Below are 16,294 nucleotides of genomic sequence, written 5' to 3' on the forward strand. Positions count from 1 at the left end.
TGAAGTCCCCGTGCTGTTACCGTCATGCGGTCCGTTTCTGAGATCGTCGACCCCCCAATGGGTCTGGACACGTGAGGCACGAAATGACCGACCAAGCAACCGAATCCGTCGAGACCCCACTGCACCTGCAGGGCCGTGACGCCGTCATCGCCGCTGCGGCGCCGGAGGATTGGCGCGAGGGCGCGCCCGACTACCACCTGAGCAAGGAAGTCATCCCCGTCGAGCGCACCACCCAGCACGCGCCGGATTCGCTGGAGCACATCGTCGAAGAGCTGGTGAAGGTCTTCGAGATGGAGGTCTCGCACAAGAAGGACCCGGCCACCTGGGTCTCGCTGGTGGCCGAGCACTACCGCGGCCGCGTCAACGGCGGAAACTGGCAGGACGCAGAGGAATTCGCGACCATCGGGTCCTACAACATCCTGATCGGCGAGAACCCCTTCTACGACGCCGCGGGCGAGACCTTCGAGACCTCGCACAAGATCTTCCACACCGCGTTCCCGGGCGGCTTCTTCTGGGAGGTGCTCGAGGTGCTGTCGGGCCCGCCGACCGTCACCTTCAAGTGGCGCCACTGGGGTCGCTACGAGGGCGAGTACAAGGGCCACCAGCCCACCGGCGAGCTCATCGAGATGACCGGCGTCACCATCGCCAAGGTCTCCGAGGACCTGCGCATCCTCGAGCTCGAGCACTTCTACGACAACAACAAGCTGCTCGGCCCCCTGGCCCACGGCTGCCCGGTCACGCACACCGCGAACTAGCCGCTTCCCCGGCCGACACGGTCGCGACCTCAGCGCGCGACATCGCGCGCCGAGGGGACCTGTCGGCTATAGAGTCGGGCGCGATGAGTATCCGCAGGTATTCGCGCCGAACCGCGCGCCCGGCCGCTGGTCGCCGGCGCGCCCCCCTTGTCGCCGTCGCGGCCTTGGCGGCCGGTCTCACCGCGTTCGCCTTCGGGCCGCTGCCGGGCGCGGCACAGGCCCAACCGTCCACCACGACAACCCCGTTCACCACGCCCAATACCGACGGCTGCCCGAACAAGGCGGCCCCGCCGCCGCCCATCGACACCTCCGAGGCGCCCGAGCCGGGGCAGACGGCGCCGGCGGCGCTGCCGATTCCGGATCCGCCGATCGGGGGCAAGCAGCTGAGCGGGTGCGGTGTGATCCTGCCGCCGGGGGCGGGCCCGCTGCCGGAAGGGATCTCGGCCACCGCCTGGGAGGTGGCGGATCTGGATACCGGGCGGGTGATCGCGGCCAAGGACCCGCACGGGCGCTACCGGCCCGCCTCCACCATCAAGGTGCTGCTGGCGTCGGTGGCGATCCCGGCGCTGGACCTGGACAAGACGGTGATCGGCACCCAGGACGACGGCAATGCCGACGGCACCCGGGTCGGCATCGGACCGGGTGGGCGCTACACCAACAAGCAGCTGTTCCAGGCGCTGGTCATGGCGTCGGGCAATGATGCGGCGCATGCCATCTCGACGCAGCTGGGCGGGGACGACGCCACCGTCGCCACGATGAACACGCTGGCGAAGCAGTTGCAGGCGTTGGACACCCGGGCCGCCACGCCCTCGGGGCTGGACGGGCCGGGCATGAGCATCTCGGCCTACGACCTGGCGCTGCTGTTCCGGCACGCGATGACGCTGCCGCTGTTCGCGGAACTGATCCACACCGAACAGGTGGACTTCCCCGGCTACCCGGCCGACCCGAACAACCCTGACGACAAGGATCATCCGGGCTTCCCGATCGCCAATGACAACCATCTGCTCTACGAGTACGACGGCGCGATCGGCGGTAAGACCGGCTACACCGACGACGCCCGGCAGACCTTCGTCGCGGCCGCGCAGCGCAATGGCCACCGCTATGTGGTGACACTGCTCAAAGCGGACGTGCGGCCCTTCCGGCCGTGGGAGCAGGCGGCCAGACTACTCGACTACGCCTTCGCGCTGCCGGCCGGCGCGACCGTGGGCAGCATGCCCGACGGCAGCTCCGGGGGTGCGAATCCCTCGGTGGCGCTGGCGAGTCCGCCCGCCCGGACCGATGCCGATCTCGCCCCGGCCGCGATTTCCGGTTCGAGTTCCGACCATAACGATCTGCGGATCGCCCTGATGGCCGGCGGCGTGATCCTGGTCCCGGCGCTGTTGTTGAGCGCGCGCCGGATGAGCCGCCGCCGCTGAGCGGTCAGCGGCGGCGGAGTGTCGAGAGCAGTGTCGCCGCAAGGGCTCCCGCGCCGAACCAGGCCACACCCGCACCGGTGGAGAATCCGCCCGCGGTCATCCGGGGGCGGATGATCGCCGGGGCGGGTGGCGGGATCTCGGCGGGCACGTCGCTGTCCGAGGCCGTTGCGGCCCAGGCGGTGGCGAAGAGGATGATCCGCGCGGTGAAGTAGCTGAAGACCATCAGGCCGATGATCGGCCCGAAGACCACCCCGGCCGGGCCATTGACCACCGATCGCAGAATGACCGAAGCCAGCTGCTTGAACGCCTCGAAGACGACCGCCGCGATCATGGCCGCGCGGGCGGCGCTGCGGAAGGTGACGGGGTGCAGCGGCAGGCGGGCGATGATCCAGACGAACACTGCCCAGTTCGCCACCACCGCCAGCCCCAGCGACGCCACGGTGAGCAAGATCTTCGCCCAGGCCGACTCGTGCACGTGCAGGCGGTCGAGCAGGTGGGTGAGCAGGCCGCCGGAGGCCAGCACGGACAGGCCGATGGAGACGAGGATGGCGAGGAACAGCCCGATCAGCGCCAGCAGGTCGGAGACCTTGGCGAAGAGCCAGTTTCGCTTTTTAGTGGGCTGATCCCACTGCTCGGTGAGCGCTGCCCGCAGGTTGCCGATCCAGCCCAGCCCGGCGTAGGCACCGGTCACCAGACCGATGGAGCCGACACCGGTCCGCGATTCCACGGCCCGGTGGATCAGGTCGTTGATCTGGCTGCCCGCGTCGCCAGGAATGTTCTCGACGATCTTGTTCTGAATATCGGTGAGCCACTGCGGATTCCGCGACAGTACGAAGCCGGCCGCCGCGAAACCCACCATCAGCAGCGGAAACAGCGAGAGCACCGTGAAATAGGTGATGCCCGCGGCGTAGTAGTCGCCGCGCTGACGCTGATAGCGCCCGCCCGCGCGGACCAGGTGATCCAGCCAGGGACGGCGCTCGATCTGCCGCGCGATCCACGCCTTCAGGTTCCCGAACACACCGCCACCTCCGCACACCGGACGCGCGGCGGCCGGTTCAGCGGGCCAGTAAGCCCACCCGGTCGTACACCTGCGCGAGAGTCTTCCCGGCGACCTCCCGCGCCCGCTCGGCCCCGGCGGCGAGGATGCGGTCCAGTTCACCCTGGTCGGACATGTATTCTTGCACCTTCGCGCGCAGCGGCGTCACGAACTCGATGAGCGCGTCGGCGGTGTCCGATTTCAGGTCACCGTAGCCCTTGCCGGCGTAGTCCTGTTCGAGCGTGACGATGGGGGTGTCGGTCAGCGAGCTGAGGATGACCAGCAGATTGCTGACGCCCGCCTTGGTCTCCGGGTCGTAGCGGATCTCACGCTCGGTGTCGGTGACCGCGGAGCGAATCTTCTTCGCCGAAACCTTGGGATCGTCGAGCAGGTTGAGCAGGCCCGCGTCGGAGTTCGCCGACTTGCTCATCTTGGCGGTGGGATCCTGCAGGTCGTAGATCTTGGCGGTGCCGGTCACGATGTGCGGCTCGGGCACCACGAAGGTCTTCTTGTAGCGAGTGTTGAAGCGCTGCGCCAGGTTTCGGGTCAGCTCCAGGTGCTGGCGCTGGTCCTCGCCGACCGGCACCAGCTGGGCGCGGTAGAGCAGGATGTCGGCGGCCATCAGCACCGGATAGGTGAACAGCCCGACGGTGGCATTGTCCGCGCCCTGCTTGACCGACTTGTCCTTGAACTGGGTCATCCGGCTCGCCTCGCCGAACCCGGTAATGCAGTTCAGCACCCACGCCAGCTCGGCGTGCTCGGGCACCTGAGACTGCACGAACAGCGTGGACTTCTTGGGGTCCAGCCCCAGGGCCAGCAGCTGCGCGGCCGAGATCTTGACCCGCGTGCGCAGCTGCTTCGGGTCCTGCGGCACCGTGATGGCGTGCAGGTCCGGGATGAAGTAGAAGGCGTCGTAGTCGTCCTGCAACCGCACCCAATACTGCAGCGCGCCAAGGTAGTTGCCGAGGTGGAAAGAATCGCTGGTGGGCTGGATTCCCGACAGTACCCGCTGCTTACGCTCAGCGACCGGCTCAGAACTCGACATGAGCTGAGCTTAAATTGCGCCTCCACCTCGTTCCGGGGCGGGTCCGCAGGTCGGGACCGGCTCAGACTTGATTCGAGCGCCACCGACCGCCCCCGGCGGCAGCCGCTGCCGATCGGGCGTTTACGCCCCGAGCCGGTCGGAGAGGGGGCGGGGGTCGATGCCGGGCATCGAGAGGCGGCCGGAACCGACCAGGCGTTGTTCTCGGCGGGTGGCCAGTTTGTAGAGGGGGTAGCTGGGGCCGGTCATGGGGGCGGTCAGGGGGTTGCCGAGCAGGGGTGGGGAGAGGTGGGCGGCGCGGACTGCGCGGGACAGGCTGCGGAAGGCGAGCTGCTCGCGGAGGCCCCAGTCGAGGTCGTACATGTCGCGGACGCGCTTGGGCAGGCTGCCCTGGACCAGGAGGGAGAAGCCGGTGAGGGCCTGCTGGATGGGGGTCGGTAGGGGGTGGGGGACGCGCTGACCCATGAGGTAGGAGCCGACCAGTTTGGCCTCCTCGGTGAGGTGGGGCTCGTCGGAGGCCAGGTAGCCGTCGAAGTAGTCGCGGAATTCGCGGTAGGTGTAGGGGGCGGCGCTGCGCGGCATGCCGAACAGTTCGCCCCAGCGCACGTAGTCCTGGTACAGACCTTCGCGTTCGGTCGGGGTGAGGCGGCGGACCAGCAGGTCGTGCATGACCTCGGCGGAATCGAAGGTGAAGGCCATGGTCATGAACATCAGATGCGGGTCGGCCGCGGAGTAGTGGGTGCCGGCCGGGTTGGCCGCGCCCGCATCCTCGGGCAGCACGCCGTCGACCGGGGCGTGCCGTTTGCGGGTGAAAGCCCGTGCGCGATCGGCTTCTTCGCGGGTGCCCAGGGAGACGGCCTCGAACAGGCGGCCGGTGAGGGCGAGCCGGGTGTAGGGCGTGGTCCGATGCTGGGTGTTCTCGGCGGTTCCGACATAGAGCAGCGGATGCACCGCGCCGATCACCAGCGCGCGCTGGCCGTAGGTGAGTCCGACCGCGCGCTTGCGCATGACCCTGCGGATCATCGAGTCGTCGGAGAAGTAACCGCTCTGAGCCGTGCCTGCAGGCATCGTTGCCTCCCGGTGGGTGTGATGCGGGCCATCACATCTGGAAATAGAATCCCCCAGATTTCATATTCTGGCAAGACCTTTTGCCAGAATCGCGGCCATGCCAGAATCGGTTCGTGACCGGGCAACGGACCTACGGCGGCATCTCCGCGGACGAACGCCGCACCCAGCGCCGCACCGCCCTGCTCGACGCCGCCCTCGACATCCTCGGCACCCAGGGCATCGACAAGCTCACCGTCTCCGCCCTGTGCACCGGTGCGGGCCTCAACGAGCGCTACTACTACGAGAACTTCGACAACCGCGACGCCGTGCTCTCGGCACTGTTCGACTCCATCGCCGAGGAGCTGGCCGGCGCCCTGCTCGCCGGACTGCACACGGCCCCCGACGACCCGCGCGCCAAGGCGCACGCCGCGATCACCGCGGGCATCCACGTCCTCACCGACGATCCGCGCAAGGCCCGGGTGGCCCTGGTGGTCAGCTCCGCTACCCCCGAATTACGCACCCGCACAACGCACACCATCAAGGCGTTCGCGAATATCGTTGCGGCCGAGGGCATCGACTTCTACGGCCTCACCGAGGGCGACCCCGAGCCCGTGATCGGTTTCCGCGCCACCTACCTGGTCGGCGGCCTGGTCCAGACCCTCGCGGCCTGGCTCCAGGGCGACATCTTCATGACCCGCGACGAACTCATCGACGCCACCACCGACGTTTTCGTGCTGCTGGGCGAGGATCTGGCTCGGCAGATCCGCCGCTGAGCCACGCGCTGATCCATCCGGAATCTCCGCGCGGGGAAACATCTCCGGTTCGCGGCGCGACTGGCCGGCAGTGGGCTGCGGCATCCGTCGATCTTCCTCGACTCCCACTCCCCTTGCGGCCCGAATCGTAGCCCACCGCAGGGGAATCCGAATCAGCGCACGATGGCGATGACGGCGGACGCACCCGGGTCGTCCTCGGTGGATTCGACGTAGCAGTGGGCGTCGCCGACGGCGAAGGACACCTGCGATCCGGCCTTGTCCGGAATCGATTGCGTCCAGCGGATAGCGCTGGTGTGTGCGTCGATCGCGCGCAGGGTGCGAGCGGCCAGCAGGTAGAAGGCTCCCGCGCTCGGGTATCCGCCGACATCGGCCGCGGCACCCGGATCGGCGATGCCGATACTCCACAGCTTGGCTGCCTCGCCGCCGGGAGTCATGGCATGCAGCCTCGTACCGTCACACAGGTAGTAGGCGTCGCCGGAACCGAAGACGGCGCCGGCCGTGTAGGGCAGAGCGGGCGTGGTCCACAGCGCCGCACCGGTTTTCGGATCCAGGCCGGAGACGGTGTGGGCGCCGTCGGTCGCCAGCACGGCGCCCCGGACCAGACCGGAGGCGATGGTGCTGGCCGAGACCGCCGAGTCGCCCGCGCGGGACCAGACAGTCGCACCGGTTCCCAGGTCGAGGGCGGCGAGATCGCCGCCGGTGCCGGGATTCTGGTTGTAGAGGAGCGAACCGCTGTCGGGCACCGACAGCGCCTCGGCGGCGCAGGGCACCCGCCACCGGGCGGCCTGGCTCTTCATGTCCACGGCCCACGCCTCGCGTCCGCCCTTGTCGTGATCGGAGGCGATCAGATAGAGCACCCCGTCCCGCACACCGAAGACTCCGCCGAGCACGACCCCCTCGGGTGCGTCGAAGGACCAATTCCGTTTGCCCGACGCCAGATCCACGGCCACGGCCCGGTCCCCGGCGGCATCGGGTTCGGCCCCGCAGACCACGAGGTCGTTGCTCGAGACGCAGGAGTGACGGCCGATCCCCGGTGTCGTGATCGGGAACCGCCACAACTCACGTCCGCTCTGGGCCTCGAGCCCCGTGAGCACGGCGGCGGTTTCCACCACCACCGTGCCGGCGTCGTATCGCAGTCCTCGCACCGCGCCATCGACCTGGAATTCCCAGGCGATGCTCCCGGACGCCGCGGTCCCCGCCACCCGCCGCGGCGCGGCACACGCCGCCGCCACCCCGGCGACGGCGAGAATCGCCCCGTCCCGCAACACTTTTCGACGACTGATCACAACCGAACCCCACTCGTTCGACACACTGTCAGCGACTATAGGGGGAACCGCTCTCGCCCGAATACAAAACCGCCCGGCCTTTTCCGATGGATCGGGTCCACTGGATCGGGCCGGGCGGTCTGCGAATCCGGGCTAGCTCGCGGCGCCGGTCTTCGGGTCGAGCTGCAGGGCCGGCTGCGCGGCGGCCTTGAAGTCGAACATGGCGTCGAGGGTGCCGGCCTTCTCGTCGAACGAGTCGTCGCCGATGCGGCCGGTCTTCCAGTTGTCCTCGATGAACTTCAGGACCGAGGCCTGGTCGGTCACGCCGTGGTCGACGAAGTTGGCCTTCGAGTAGGGCGAGACCACCAGCAGCGGCACGCGCTGACCGTAACCGCAACGGCCCTGGTACTTGGCCGGATTCGCCTTGGCGTCACCGCAGACGCCGGGGCCGCTGTAGCCGTCCTGTTCGGAGGCGGAGTTCACGACCAGCTTGGGGGCCGCGTGGTCGTACCAGCCGTCGGAGTCGTCGTAGGCGATGACGACCGCGGTGTCCTTCCACTCCGGCAGCTTCTGCAGGTGGTTCATGGTCTCCACCAGGAACTGCTGCTCGTCCAGCGGATCTGAGTAGGCGGCGTGGCCGTCCTGGTAGCCGGGGGCCTTCAGGTAGCTGACGGCGGGCATGTTGCCCTTGTCGGCGGCGGCCCAGAAGTCGGTCAGGTCGTACTGGTGATTGGCCTGATCGTCGTGGCCGATCTTGTCGACCGAGGTCGGCGGCAGGTGGTGCGGGTTGGCCGTCGACGCGAAGTACTGGAACGGCTCGTGGTGCGGGATGTAGTCGCCCTTGGTGTCCCAGCCCTTGTCACCGGTCTTGGCGCCGGTACCGCCCAGTGCCATACCGACATTGTGGGTGGCGCCGCAGACGGCCTTGCCGTCCTTGGTGCCGGTGGGCTTGAAGCCGCCCTGGAAGAAGCCCCAGCTGACGCCCTTCTTGGTGAGCAGGTCGCCGATGGTGGTGCCGCTCATCTGGACGGTGTCGCGGTTGGAGCAGTCGTCGCCATAGGGCTGCGGGTCGCCCACCACGGTGCCCTGGCCGTTGCCGGCGTTCTCCAGCACGGTGTCGACCGGGAAGGGCTGGCCCGGCTTGGGCGGCTCCATCTTGGTGACGCCGTGGGTCTGGCCCGCGACCAGGTTCAGCGCGCCGACGGTGGACGGGCCGAAGGTGGAGGTCCAGGAGTTGTCGCTGATGGCGTAGTGCTGCGCGTAGTTCCACAGCGCGGTCACCGAATTGCCGTCGTAGTAGCCCATGACCAGACCCTGCGGGCCGTAGGTCGGCGGCTTGCAGGCGCTGCCCTCGGACACGTTGGTGTGCTCGACGAACTGGTCCATCTTGCCCCCGTTGAGGGCGAGCTGCTCGTCCTTGTACTCGTGGTCCTGGTCGCAGGTGATCTGCTGGTTCGGACCGCCGAGGCGCACGGGCTGCGCCTTGTTGGGGTTCTTGGTGAGCAGATCCGGCGTGAGGCCGTCCACCTTCGGCGTGTTCGGCTGCGCGGTGAACGTGGTGCCGTCGGTGTTGGCCGCGTTCGGGTAGGTGCCGAAGTAGTGATCGAAGGAGACGTTCTCCTGGAAGATCACCACCACGTGCTTGATGGGCGTCGCGGTGTCGACGTCCGGAGCCGCCTTGTCGGACGACGACGAACACGAGGTGGCGCCCAGCGCGAGCAGCGCGGCGAACGCGGCGGCGGCGCGGCTTCGTCCACCGAAGCGTCGGCCATGGGCGACTGCCGGGCTTGGGCGACGATGTGCCGAGGCAGGCATGGAACCTCCAGGTCGATCCGGATCGCGTCAGGCCGCGATCGCATAGCGGAACCATTGCAGCGTCCAGGACAGTTTTGATCGACCGCAGGTTAACTGAAGGGGAAAGTCCGGTGAATCAAGAATTCTCGGATTCGGGGTCCAGAGCCAGGGGTATCACCGGCAGTCCGGGTGGGGTGGCGTCCTGCAGGACCACCCGGAAGGCGATGCCCCGGGCGGCCCAGATGGTCGCGCAGTCGGCCATGGCCTCGGCGAACCAGTCGCGCTCGTCGGGCTGCCGGTCGAGCATGAGCGCGGCATTGCGGATCACCACCACGTATCCCTGTGCGGCTCCGACGAATTCGTCGAGGTCGCGTAGGCACTCGTCGAAGGCGTCCTTGTTCTCCCCGAAGTAGTAGGGGAATTGGAAAGCGGCGGCGAACTCGTCGAAAACCTCGGTGACCGTGCGCATCTTGCGGCCGCGCAGTTCCCGGGCGACGTAGTCGTCCGGAATCCGGTAACGGACGCCGGAGAATTCGGCCGTGCCGATGGGCAGCACCCCGAGCACCCGGGCGGGGGCCCGGCGCTCGGCGATGTCAGCTGCGGGCGCGGAGAGGAACTGCGACAGTGGCATCGGCTCGGTCATTCAGCGCATCCTCGTGAAGGTTTTGTAGTGGTCCCCCGTGTAATACGCCGACCCGTCGCTGCCGGTGATGATGCGCTCGGCGTCGCGGGTCTGCCCGGGCTGCTTGGGATTCACGTCCCATTCCTGATAGCTGATCGCCTTGCCGGAGGCGTCCTTGCGGGGCAGGCTGCCGTCCCGGTTGTTCCAGGTGTCGCCGCCGTGGGTGCCGGGCGCGTTGGCGGAGCCCGGCCAGCGACCGGCGTCGATTTCGACCAGGGTCTTGTACGCCTGATCGGGCACACCGGGCACCTTGGAAGGCGGGGCCGATTGATCGGCCAAGCCGGGACCCGGTACGCCGCCGCCTGGTTTGGCGGTCGTCTTGATCACCGACGTGACAACGGGTTTGGCGCTGCCGGTGTTGTGCGGATGGTCGGTGTTGATCCGGTTGGCGACGATGGCGGCGATCAGCGCGAGCACGGCCACGCCCAGCGTCAGCCAGGCGCTCTGCTTTTTGTTGGGCTTCTTCATCGGTACTGCACCACCGGCCGGCATCCGATGAGCAACCGAATCGAATTGGCTCTACCAGCCACAGCGTCCCCGTTGAACAGGGAAGGAACCCTGCTGCAGACCCCGTAGAGCGCCTTGCTGGTCGCTCGGCTATCCGTCATGACAGACGAATCTACGTCACCATCCGGCAACTGGAGCACTGCCGGAACCGTGTGAGGGAGAGGGAATGGGCTTTCTCCCCGTCGATTCCGACCGTCCGACGTCCCGCATTGCGCTGGGTCACCCCTGTCGAACACTCAGCAGAGTGTTCGACCACGAGCCCAGCATCAGTTTCTGCAAGGACCGGACCTGAGCCCAGTCCTGGTTCCATGTCGCCTGAAGATTCTGCGCCGCAACCTCGCTACGTTTGTTCGTGGACACGCCAGTCGATGGCGTCCCATGTCAGCACAGCGACGTCCTGGGGTCCGTTCACCGTGATGGTGTCCAACTTGCCCCTTCGGTTCGCGATGTTCCTGGTCTTCAGCACTTCCAAGGTTCACCAGCCCACGTCAGAGCTCTTTCGAGCCCGGCCACCAGGGCCGGTATCCGACCGGTTCCCCACTCGCGCAAGGTCGGTCCAGGGCTTTCAGCGTCTGAGCGAGCTCTTGGATTTTGCCCACCAGCATCGACGTTCGCGACCAACTCGGGCCTCGATATGACATCCCAAGATCAACGGGATTGAATCATGTTGCACAACCGAAGGAGCATGATCAGATGATCAGGGTGCTGATCGCCGAGGATATGCGGCTGTTGCGTGAAACCGTGGTCGCCGCATTGGAATTTGAGGACGACATCGCTGTGGTGGCTGTTCTCGAGGATGGTGGGTCCATTGTTTCGGCCGCGGTGGAGGCGCGGGCGGAGGTGGCTGTTCTCGATATCGACCTGCCCGGCCGGACCGGGCTCGAGGCCGCCGCCGAGATGCGGACGCGTTATCCGCAGTGCCGGGTCCTCATACTCACGGCGCTGGCCAATCCCGGACATCTCAAGCGCGCCATGGAGATCGGCGTGTGCGGGTTCATCCTCAAGGACGGTTCCCGGCAGGATCTGCTGCACGCGGTCCGCACCGTGGCGGCCGGTGGCAATGTGCTGGATCCAGGGCTCGCGGTCACGGCGCTGCGTGCCCCGGGCAATCCGCTCACCGAACGCGAGTCGGAAGTGCTGCGATGTTTCGCCGAGGGTGCGGCACCGAAGCAGATCGCGACTCGGCTGCACCTGTCCTACGGCACGGTGCGCAACTATCTGGCCTCGGCCGTGACCAAGTTGCGGGCGCGCACCCGGGTGGACGCGGTGCGTCTGGCCACCGAGGCCGGATGGCTGTGAGCATCTCCGACCTCGGCAGAGAGCATGCGCGATTGACGACATGACGTTTAGCTTCAGCTGATTTGAGATCATTTGACCGAACCGTACGGTCGGTATGAAATGACCGAGTGTCGTCGCAGTTGCTACCGAGATCCACCGGATATCTCCTCCTCGTTGTCCTGCTGCTCTCGGTGCTTGCCCACGATGCCGTGGCGGCGGCCGTGTGCGGTGCTCTGCAGGCAGGGCTGCTCGTTGTGGCGCAGCGGCACGCGACGGTGCGCGCTCAGGTGCTCACGGCGCAGATCGCGGCGACGTATCTACCGATCCTTCTTCTCGGCGGTGCTGCCAGTACGGACTATCTGCTCGCTGCAACCGCGTTGTTCGCTCCAGGCAGGCGATGGCGCTGGGCGGTCTTCGTCCTGATCGTTGTGGTTTCCGGTGTGGTGCACGGCGCATGGCAGCCGGTCTGGCCGGGACCGGTGTATGTGGCGTTGGGTACGGCCGCGACCGGTCTGGTCCTGTACAGCCTGCTGCGGTTGCCCGAGCTCCTCGATCGACTCTCGGCCACCCGCGCGGAACTGGCCCAGGCAACCTTGGTTCGGGAGCGCTTGCAGATCGCGGATCGGTTGCGCGCTGCGCTGGGCGAGCAGATAGCCATGGTGCGGGAACTATTGGCCGACGCCCGCCGAGATCTGACCGCGCGACCTGAACAGGCACGGGAGGCGGTCGATCACGCCGCGACCGCCACCCGCCGGATAATCCGGGCGGTGCGCGAAATCGCCTCGGCCCAGCGCGATCTCGATGTGCAGCCGGTGGACGGTGAACCGATCGCACGGTTGGTCCCGCGGCTGACCATTCTCGCGATCGTGGTCGGTTTGTTCGGCTGGACAGCCAATCAAGCCATGGAGATGGCCGATCACCGCCTGTCGATAGCCATCGGCGGAACACTGCTGTCCTGTTTGTTCCTTGCCGGGCTTTATGCCCCTCGGTACGCAATACCCATACTGACCGCGCAGGCCGCGATCACGCTGGTTCCTCTGCTGTGGTTCGGCGCGTACTGGTCGGCGTGGCTGATCCTGTTGGCGACAGCGGTGCTGCTGACACTGCGCGGGCCCTGGGCCACAGCGGCGGTGATCGCACTGTTCGCACTGCGGGCCGTCTACACCAAGCCGGGAGTCGCACCCATCGATCCCTCGCTCTGGCTGCTGCTGGCCCTGCAAGCGATGCTGGCCTTGTTCGGCCTGGCCCGGTTCTGGCAGCTGTCGCAACAGCTGAACCGTTCCCGTGCCGAACTGGTGCGCAGCACACTGCATGTCGAACGGCTCCGCCTGGCACGCGATATTCATGATCTGCTCGGTTTGACACTGTCGGTGCTGGCACTCAAAGCGGATCTGATCACCGAGCTGATCAGCCGAGACCCGGCGCGGGCCGCGCGAGAGATCGACGAGGCCTCGCGGATCGCCGTGGACGCCCAGTCGGAGGCGCGTGCGTTGGTGGACGCGGAGGCCGCGAAATCGCTGGGCCGGGAACTGGACTCGGCCAGGAAGTCGCTCGCCGAGGCCGTCGCGGTCGTCGAGCTCGGTTACGACGACGAGCTGCCCGACGAGGCGGGGGCGGTGCTGGCCCCGGTCTTGCGCGAGGCGATCACCAACGTGCTGCGCCACAGTGCGGCGACCCGGGTCCGTATCGAATGCCGACGCCGAAAGGACTTCCTGCACCTCGATATTCGCAACGACGGCGTACGGCGCGCGAGTAGACCCGGGGGACAAGGGCTCGACAATATGCGGGCCCGCGTACTGGGCGCGGGTGGCTCCTTCAGCGCCGAAGTATCGCGCGGTGTTTTCCTGCTGAAGGCCCGTGTTCCCTGTTGATGGATGTGCATTTTGCACACCCTGGCGGGCCACATTCCGCACACGCGATGGGTGCCGCACGCACTACCAGTGAATTGTGCTGCCTGACAGGCTCTTTCCTGTCAGGAAGAACACCGCGGGACCCACGCTACCGGGTACCGCGCTACACAGCGAGGACATTCACCATGCCCGTGGTCAGGATTCACCACTACCGTGTCGCCGATGATCAGGTCGAGGCCCTGCTCGCGCAGCGAACCACACTGATCGACGGAATCCGCAGGGCCAACCCCGGTTTGACGCAGACCCGGCTCACCCGGCTCGAGGACGGCAGCTACTCCGATACCTGGCGCTGGGACTCGGCCGAGCAGATGCTCGCCGCCATCGGCGCGTCGCAGGGATTCCCACTGGTAGCCGCCACCATGGCCTTGACCACCGACGCGACGGCGCAAACCGGCGAAATCGTCGACGAGCGATAGACCCGACGACCAGGTGGGCAACGCGTGTCACACCCGCGCGGCCTGCGTCGTCATCCCACCGAATCCGAACGAGAAGAATCGCGAAAGAATGAGTACACGAGTCGCTGTCGTCGGCGCCACCGGCCGTTTGGGCAGCCACGTGGTCGAGGTACTGCGTGAGCAGGGACACGAGGTCGTCGAAATATCGCGATCCCAGGGCGTGGACGTCGTCACCGGCGAGGGCTTGGCACAGGCTTTGACCGCCGCCGACATCGTCATCGACGCCGCCAGCACACCCTCACCCGACCAGGCCGAGGCCACCGAATTCTTCACCGCGTCCGCACGCAACCTGCACGCCGCCGCGCAGGCCGCTGGCGTGCAGCGCCTGGTCGTGGTGTCCATCATCGGAATCCATGCCGCCGCAGCGGGATACAACCTCGCCAAGCAGATCCACGAGCAGGAGGTCTTGGCCGGTCCGGTCCCTGCGGCCATCCTGCGGGCCGCGCAATTCGACGAATTCGTCGAACTGCTGCTGCGGTGGAGCATCCGCGGCGACGTCGCCTACCTCCCGCGCATGCGCACGCAGCTGGTCGCGGCCCGCACCGTCGCTGAAGAACTGGTGCGCCTGGCCTTCGACCCGAATGCCACAGCGGCCCTTCCCTTCCCCGAGGTGGCAGGACCGCGCGAGGAGCGCCTCGCTGAGGCCGCCGCGCTGGTCGCCGACCGTCTCGGACTCGATGTCCGGATCTCGGAGGTCAGTGACCCGGACAACCCCGACACACCGCTGAACGAGAACGGCGGCCTGCTACCCAGCCCGCACGCCCGTCTCGCCGGCCCCACCTTCACCGAATGGGTCTCCGCCGCTTACCCGTCGCGTACCGCCTGACAGGACTACCCAGGGGCCCGGCTCGCCATTGCTCCGACTGCTATGGGAACCGCTCGACGAGCCCGCGCAGCAACCCCAACTTCTACAGAGGGAATGGAATTCTCATGAACATCGCCTACTACATCGTCGGAACCGTCGCGGCCCTGTGGGTCGGCTTCTCTGGCTACTCCTTGTTCGCACAGAAGCAGTTCGTCGTCGATCCGCTCAATGACTACGGGGTCCCGCGGTCGTGGTGGAACTGGCTGGCCACGGCTAAATCCGTTGGCGCGCTGGGGCTGATCGTGGGATTCTTCATCCCCGTCATCGGCATCGCTGCGGCCGTGGGCGTCATCCTCTACTTCCTTGGAGCAGTCGCCACCACCATCCGCGCGCGTTCCTACAAGACGACCATCTTCCCCGTCCTATACATCGTCCCGGTAGCCGCGGCCCTGGCACTGCAACTCACGAAGTGAGCACGGCCGCCGGTCCACCGGCGGCCAAACCTTACCGGCACGCAGATACCCAGACCACCGACCTGGATGTTTCCGCCGCCAAGTATGCACCGTTCGATGGACCGCAGCTCGACAAAAGCTTGAAGAACCGGGTGTATTGGGCTTCGCCCATACTGGCAACCTCAGTTGGCCCGCGTGTCGAGGGCCTTGCGGATCAGTCCCCGGGCAGCCTCACCGGTCACGGACTGACCTACCAGGACATCGAACGTCCGGTGATACAGCTTGATCTCTCGCGGTTGGGTGATCGTCAGCTCAGCAGTAATCCCCTCGACGGTTACCCGACGCTCGTCGAACATGACAAAGTTCGTCAGTTGCATCGGGAGTTCGGTGCCCATGGGGACAATCCCGAAAGTGACACGCGGCAATCCCATTGCCGCAAGCAACCTATCCAGCTGCCCTCTCATCACCGAGTCTCCACCAACGTTGTTGTACAAGGCTTGTTCACCCATCAACAGATGAAACCTGCGATCACCCTTGTACAGAATCTGTTGCCGTTCAAGGCGCTTGGCTACACCTTCATCCAAATCATCAGGTATTCCATGGAACTTGATAGACCTCCGTAGAATCGCCGAAGCGTATTCGGCGGTTTGGAGCAGCCCAGGTATCAGCGACGGCTGATACACGCGCATAACCGTGGACTGCTGCATCAAGCGGAGGATCTCATGTTGCTTCTGTTTCGTCCCACCGCTGAGCGTCCGCCGCCACTCACGGTAAGCGGCCTCTATGTTTCGGAGGGAGGCAACCAGGTCCGGTATCTCACCCTCAGCCCCAGTGAGCTTGCACCACACCTGAATATCGGCCACCGACGGCTTGGTCTTGCCGTACTCGATCTTAGGAACCCTGGTCTGATGCCAGCCGGCCCTACGGGCAAGCTCACTGCCGCTGAGACCGGCAGACTGGCGAAGCCCCCGGAGACGTTCCCCTGTCCGTGGCCATGACAAAGTCCCCGCTGGTGGCCAACTGTAGGTCCCCGCTGGCGGCCGGGTAGAAGTCCCCATTTTCCCCTTGCTCGTCGTGT

General features: G+C 66.7%; 17 protein-coding genes. 8 read left to right on the plus strand and 9 right to left on the minus strand.

Annotation, left to right across the window (positions count from 1 at the left end; all coding sequences use genetic code 11):
• The first annotated feature begins 83 nt into the window (after positions 1 to 83).
• Positions 84 to 755 (plus strand): SnoaL-like polyketide cyclase, encoded by a 672-nt coding sequence (locus ACIRRA_RS28270; protein ID WP_402774067.1) that lies wholly within the window; start codon positions 84 to 86, stop codon positions 753 to 755.
• A gap of 83 nt (positions 756 to 838) precedes the next feature.
• Positions 839 to 2,170 (plus strand): D-alanyl-D-alanine carboxypeptidase family protein, encoded by a 1,332-nt coding sequence (locus tag ACIRRA_RS28275; RefSeq protein ID WP_402774070.1) that lies wholly within the window; start codon positions 839 to 841, stop codon positions 2,168 to 2,170.
• 4 nt (positions 2,171 to 2,174) lie between these two features.
• Here ACIRRA_RS28275 and yhjD read toward each other — a convergent pair whose 3' ends face one another.
• The 3 genes from yhjD to ACIRRA_RS28290 all read right to left on the minus strand — a co-directional run bounded on the left by yhjD (position 2,175) and on the right by ACIRRA_RS28290 (position 5,316).
• Positions 2,175 to 3,188, minus strand: coding sequence for an inner membrane protein YhjD (gene yhjD, locus ACIRRA_RS28280; protein WP_402774073.1), 1,014 nt, complete (start codon positions 3,186 to 3,188; stop codon positions 2,175 to 2,177).
• Between the two features lie 37 nt (positions 3,189 to 3,225).
• The gene (gene trpS / locus ACIRRA_RS28285) at positions 3,226 to 4,251 is read right to left on the minus strand and encodes a tryptophan--tRNA ligase (RefSeq protein WP_402774076.1); all 1,026 of its coding nucleotides are present in this window, start codon (positions 4,249 to 4,251) and stop codon (positions 3,226 to 3,228) included.
• Positions 4,252 to 4,371: 120 nt separating this feature from the next.
• Complete coding sequence (locus ACIRRA_RS28290) at positions 4,372 to 5,316, minus strand: oxygenase MpaB family protein (protein WP_402774079.1); 945 nt, start codon at positions 5,314 to 5,316, stop codon at positions 4,372 to 4,374.
• A gap of 113 nt (positions 5,317 to 5,429) precedes the next feature.
• Here ACIRRA_RS28290 and ACIRRA_RS28295 point away from each other — a divergent pair, with 113 nt between their 5' ends.
• Positions 5,430 to 6,068 (plus strand): TetR/AcrR family transcriptional regulator, encoded by a 639-nt coding sequence (locus tag ACIRRA_RS28295; protein WP_402774082.1) that lies wholly within the window; start codon positions 5,430 to 5,432, stop codon positions 6,066 to 6,068.
• Positions 6,069 to 6,220: 152 nt separating this feature from the next.
• On the opposite strand, the gene ACIRRA_RS28300 is transcribed toward ACIRRA_RS28295, so the two are convergent.
• The 5 genes from ACIRRA_RS28300 to ACIRRA_RS28320 form a co-directional block, all read right to left on the minus strand.
• Positions 6,221 to 7,354, minus strand: a complete 1,134-nt coding sequence (locus ACIRRA_RS28300) for a PQQ-binding-like beta-propeller repeat protein (protein WP_402774085.1) — start codon at positions 7,352 to 7,354, stop codon at positions 6,221 to 6,223.
• A 132-nt stretch (positions 7,355 to 7,486) separates the two neighbouring features.
• Positions 7,487 to 9,148 (minus strand): phospholipase C, encoded by a 1,662-nt coding sequence (locus ACIRRA_RS28305; protein WP_402774088.1) that lies wholly within the window; start codon positions 9,146 to 9,148, stop codon positions 7,487 to 7,489.
• Positions 9,149 to 9,263: 115 nt separating this feature from the next.
• Complete coding sequence (locus tag ACIRRA_RS28310; RefSeq protein WP_402774091.1) at positions 9,264 to 9,770, minus strand: barstar family protein; 507 nt, start codon at positions 9,768 to 9,770, stop codon at positions 9,264 to 9,266.
• Positions 9,771 to 10,277 carry a ribonuclease domain-containing protein gene (locus tag ACIRRA_RS28315; protein WP_402774094.1) on the minus strand — a complete coding sequence of 169 codons (507 nt, stop codon included), beginning with the start codon at positions 10,275 to 10,277 and terminating at the stop codon, positions 9,771 to 9,773.
• A gap of 258 nt (positions 10,278 to 10,535) precedes the next feature.
• Complete coding sequence (locus tag ACIRRA_RS28320) at positions 10,536 to 10,676, minus strand: reverse transcriptase N-terminal domain-containing protein (RefSeq protein WP_402774097.1); 141 nt, start codon at positions 10,674 to 10,676, stop codon at positions 10,536 to 10,538.
• A gap of 333 nt (positions 10,677 to 11,009) precedes the next feature.
• On the opposite strand from ACIRRA_RS28320, the gene ACIRRA_RS28325 reads away from it, so the two are divergent.
• The 5 genes from ACIRRA_RS28325 (at position 11,010) to ACIRRA_RS28345 (ending at position 15,237) form a co-directional block, all read left to right on the plus strand.
• Positions 11,010 to 11,615 carry a response regulator gene (locus ACIRRA_RS28325; RefSeq protein WP_402774100.1) on the plus strand — a complete coding sequence of 202 codons (606 nt, stop codon included), beginning with the start codon at positions 11,010 to 11,012 and terminating at the stop codon, positions 11,613 to 11,615.
• A gap of 107 nt (positions 11,616 to 11,722) precedes the next feature.
• Positions 11,723 to 13,465: a histidine kinase gene (locus tag ACIRRA_RS28330; protein WP_402774103.1), complete on the plus strand. Its 1,743-nt coding sequence runs from the start codon at positions 11,723 to 11,725 to the stop codon at positions 13,463 to 13,465.
• A gap of 164 nt (positions 13,466 to 13,629) precedes the next feature.
• Positions 13,630 to 13,920: a hypothetical protein gene (locus ACIRRA_RS28335; RefSeq protein WP_402774106.1), complete on the plus strand. Its 291-nt coding sequence runs from the start codon at positions 13,630 to 13,632 to the stop codon at positions 13,918 to 13,920.
• Positions 13,921 to 14,008: 88 nt separating this feature from the next.
• A complete protein-coding gene (locus tag ACIRRA_RS28340) occupies positions 14,009 to 14,785 on the plus strand; it encodes an SDR family oxidoreductase (RefSeq protein ID WP_402774109.1) in 777 nt (258 codons plus the stop codon).
• A 104-nt stretch (positions 14,786 to 14,889) separates the two neighbouring features.
• Positions 14,890 to 15,237, plus strand: a complete 348-nt coding sequence (locus ACIRRA_RS28345; protein ID WP_402774112.1) for a DoxX family protein — start codon at positions 14,890 to 14,892, stop codon at positions 15,235 to 15,237.
• A gap of 161 nt (positions 15,238 to 15,398) precedes the next feature.
• Here ACIRRA_RS28345 and ACIRRA_RS28350 read toward each other — a convergent pair whose 3' ends face one another.
• On the minus strand, positions 15,399 to 16,274 hold the full coding sequence (locus ACIRRA_RS28350) for a helix-turn-helix domain-containing protein (RefSeq protein WP_402774144.1): 876 nt from the start codon (positions 16,272 to 16,274) through the stop codon (positions 15,399 to 15,401).
• Between the last annotated feature and the right edge of the window lie 20 nt (positions 16,275 to 16,294).

Origin of the sequence: Nocardia sp. NPDC101769 (assembly GCF_044766925.1) — a bacterium.
Lineage (GTDB): Bacteria > Actinomycetota > Actinomycetes > Mycobacteriales > Mycobacteriaceae > Nocardia.

What these genes read in the sequence shown, in the direction of transcription:
- ACIRRA_RS28270 (WP_402774067.1), top strand. Translation starts at nt 84, where the DNA reads ATGACCGACCAAGCAACCGAATCCGTCGAGACCCCACTGCACCTGCAG.
- ACIRRA_RS28275 (WP_402774070.1), top strand. Translation starts at nt 839, where the DNA reads ATGAGTATCCGCAGGTATTCGCGCCGAACCGCGCGCCCGGCCGCTGGT.
- trpS (WP_402774076.1), bottom strand. Translation starts at nt 4,251, where the DNA reads ATGTCGAGTTCTGAGCCGGTCGCTGAGCGTAAGCAGCGGGTACTGTCG.
- ACIRRA_RS28290 (WP_402774079.1), bottom strand. Translation starts at nt 5,316, where the DNA reads ATGCCTGCAGGCACGGCTCAGAGCGGTTACTTCTCCGACGACTCGATG.
- ACIRRA_RS28305 (WP_402774088.1), bottom strand. Translation starts at nt 9,148, where the DNA reads ATGCCTGCCTCGGCACATCGTCGCCCAAGCCCGGCAGTCGCCCATGGC.
- ACIRRA_RS28310 (WP_402774091.1), bottom strand. Translation starts at nt 9,770, where the DNA reads ATGACCGAGCCGATGCCACTGTCGCAGTTCCTCTCCGCGCCCGCAGCT.
- ACIRRA_RS28315 (WP_402774094.1), bottom strand. Translation starts at nt 10,277, where the DNA reads ATGAAGAAGCCCAACAAAAAGCAGAGCGCCTGGCTGACGCTGGGCGTG.
- ACIRRA_RS28325 (WP_402774100.1), top strand. Translation starts at nt 11,010, where the DNA reads ATGATCAGGGTGCTGATCGCCGAGGATATGCGGCTGTTGCGTGAAACC.
- ACIRRA_RS28335 (WP_402774106.1), top strand. Translation starts at nt 13,630, where the DNA reads ATGCCCGTGGTCAGGATTCACCACTACCGTGTCGCCGATGATCAGGTC.
- ACIRRA_RS28340 (WP_402774109.1), top strand. Translation starts at nt 14,009, where the DNA reads ATGAGTACACGAGTCGCTGTCGTCGGCGCCACCGGCCGTTTGGGCAGC.
- ACIRRA_RS28345 (WP_402774112.1), top strand. Translation starts at nt 14,890, where the DNA reads ATGAACATCGCCTACTACATCGTCGGAACCGTCGCGGCCCTGTGGGTC.
- ACIRRA_RS28350 (WP_402774144.1), bottom strand. Translation starts at nt 16,274, where the DNA reads ATGGGGACTTCTACCCGGCCGCCAGCGGGGACCTACAGTTGGCCACCA.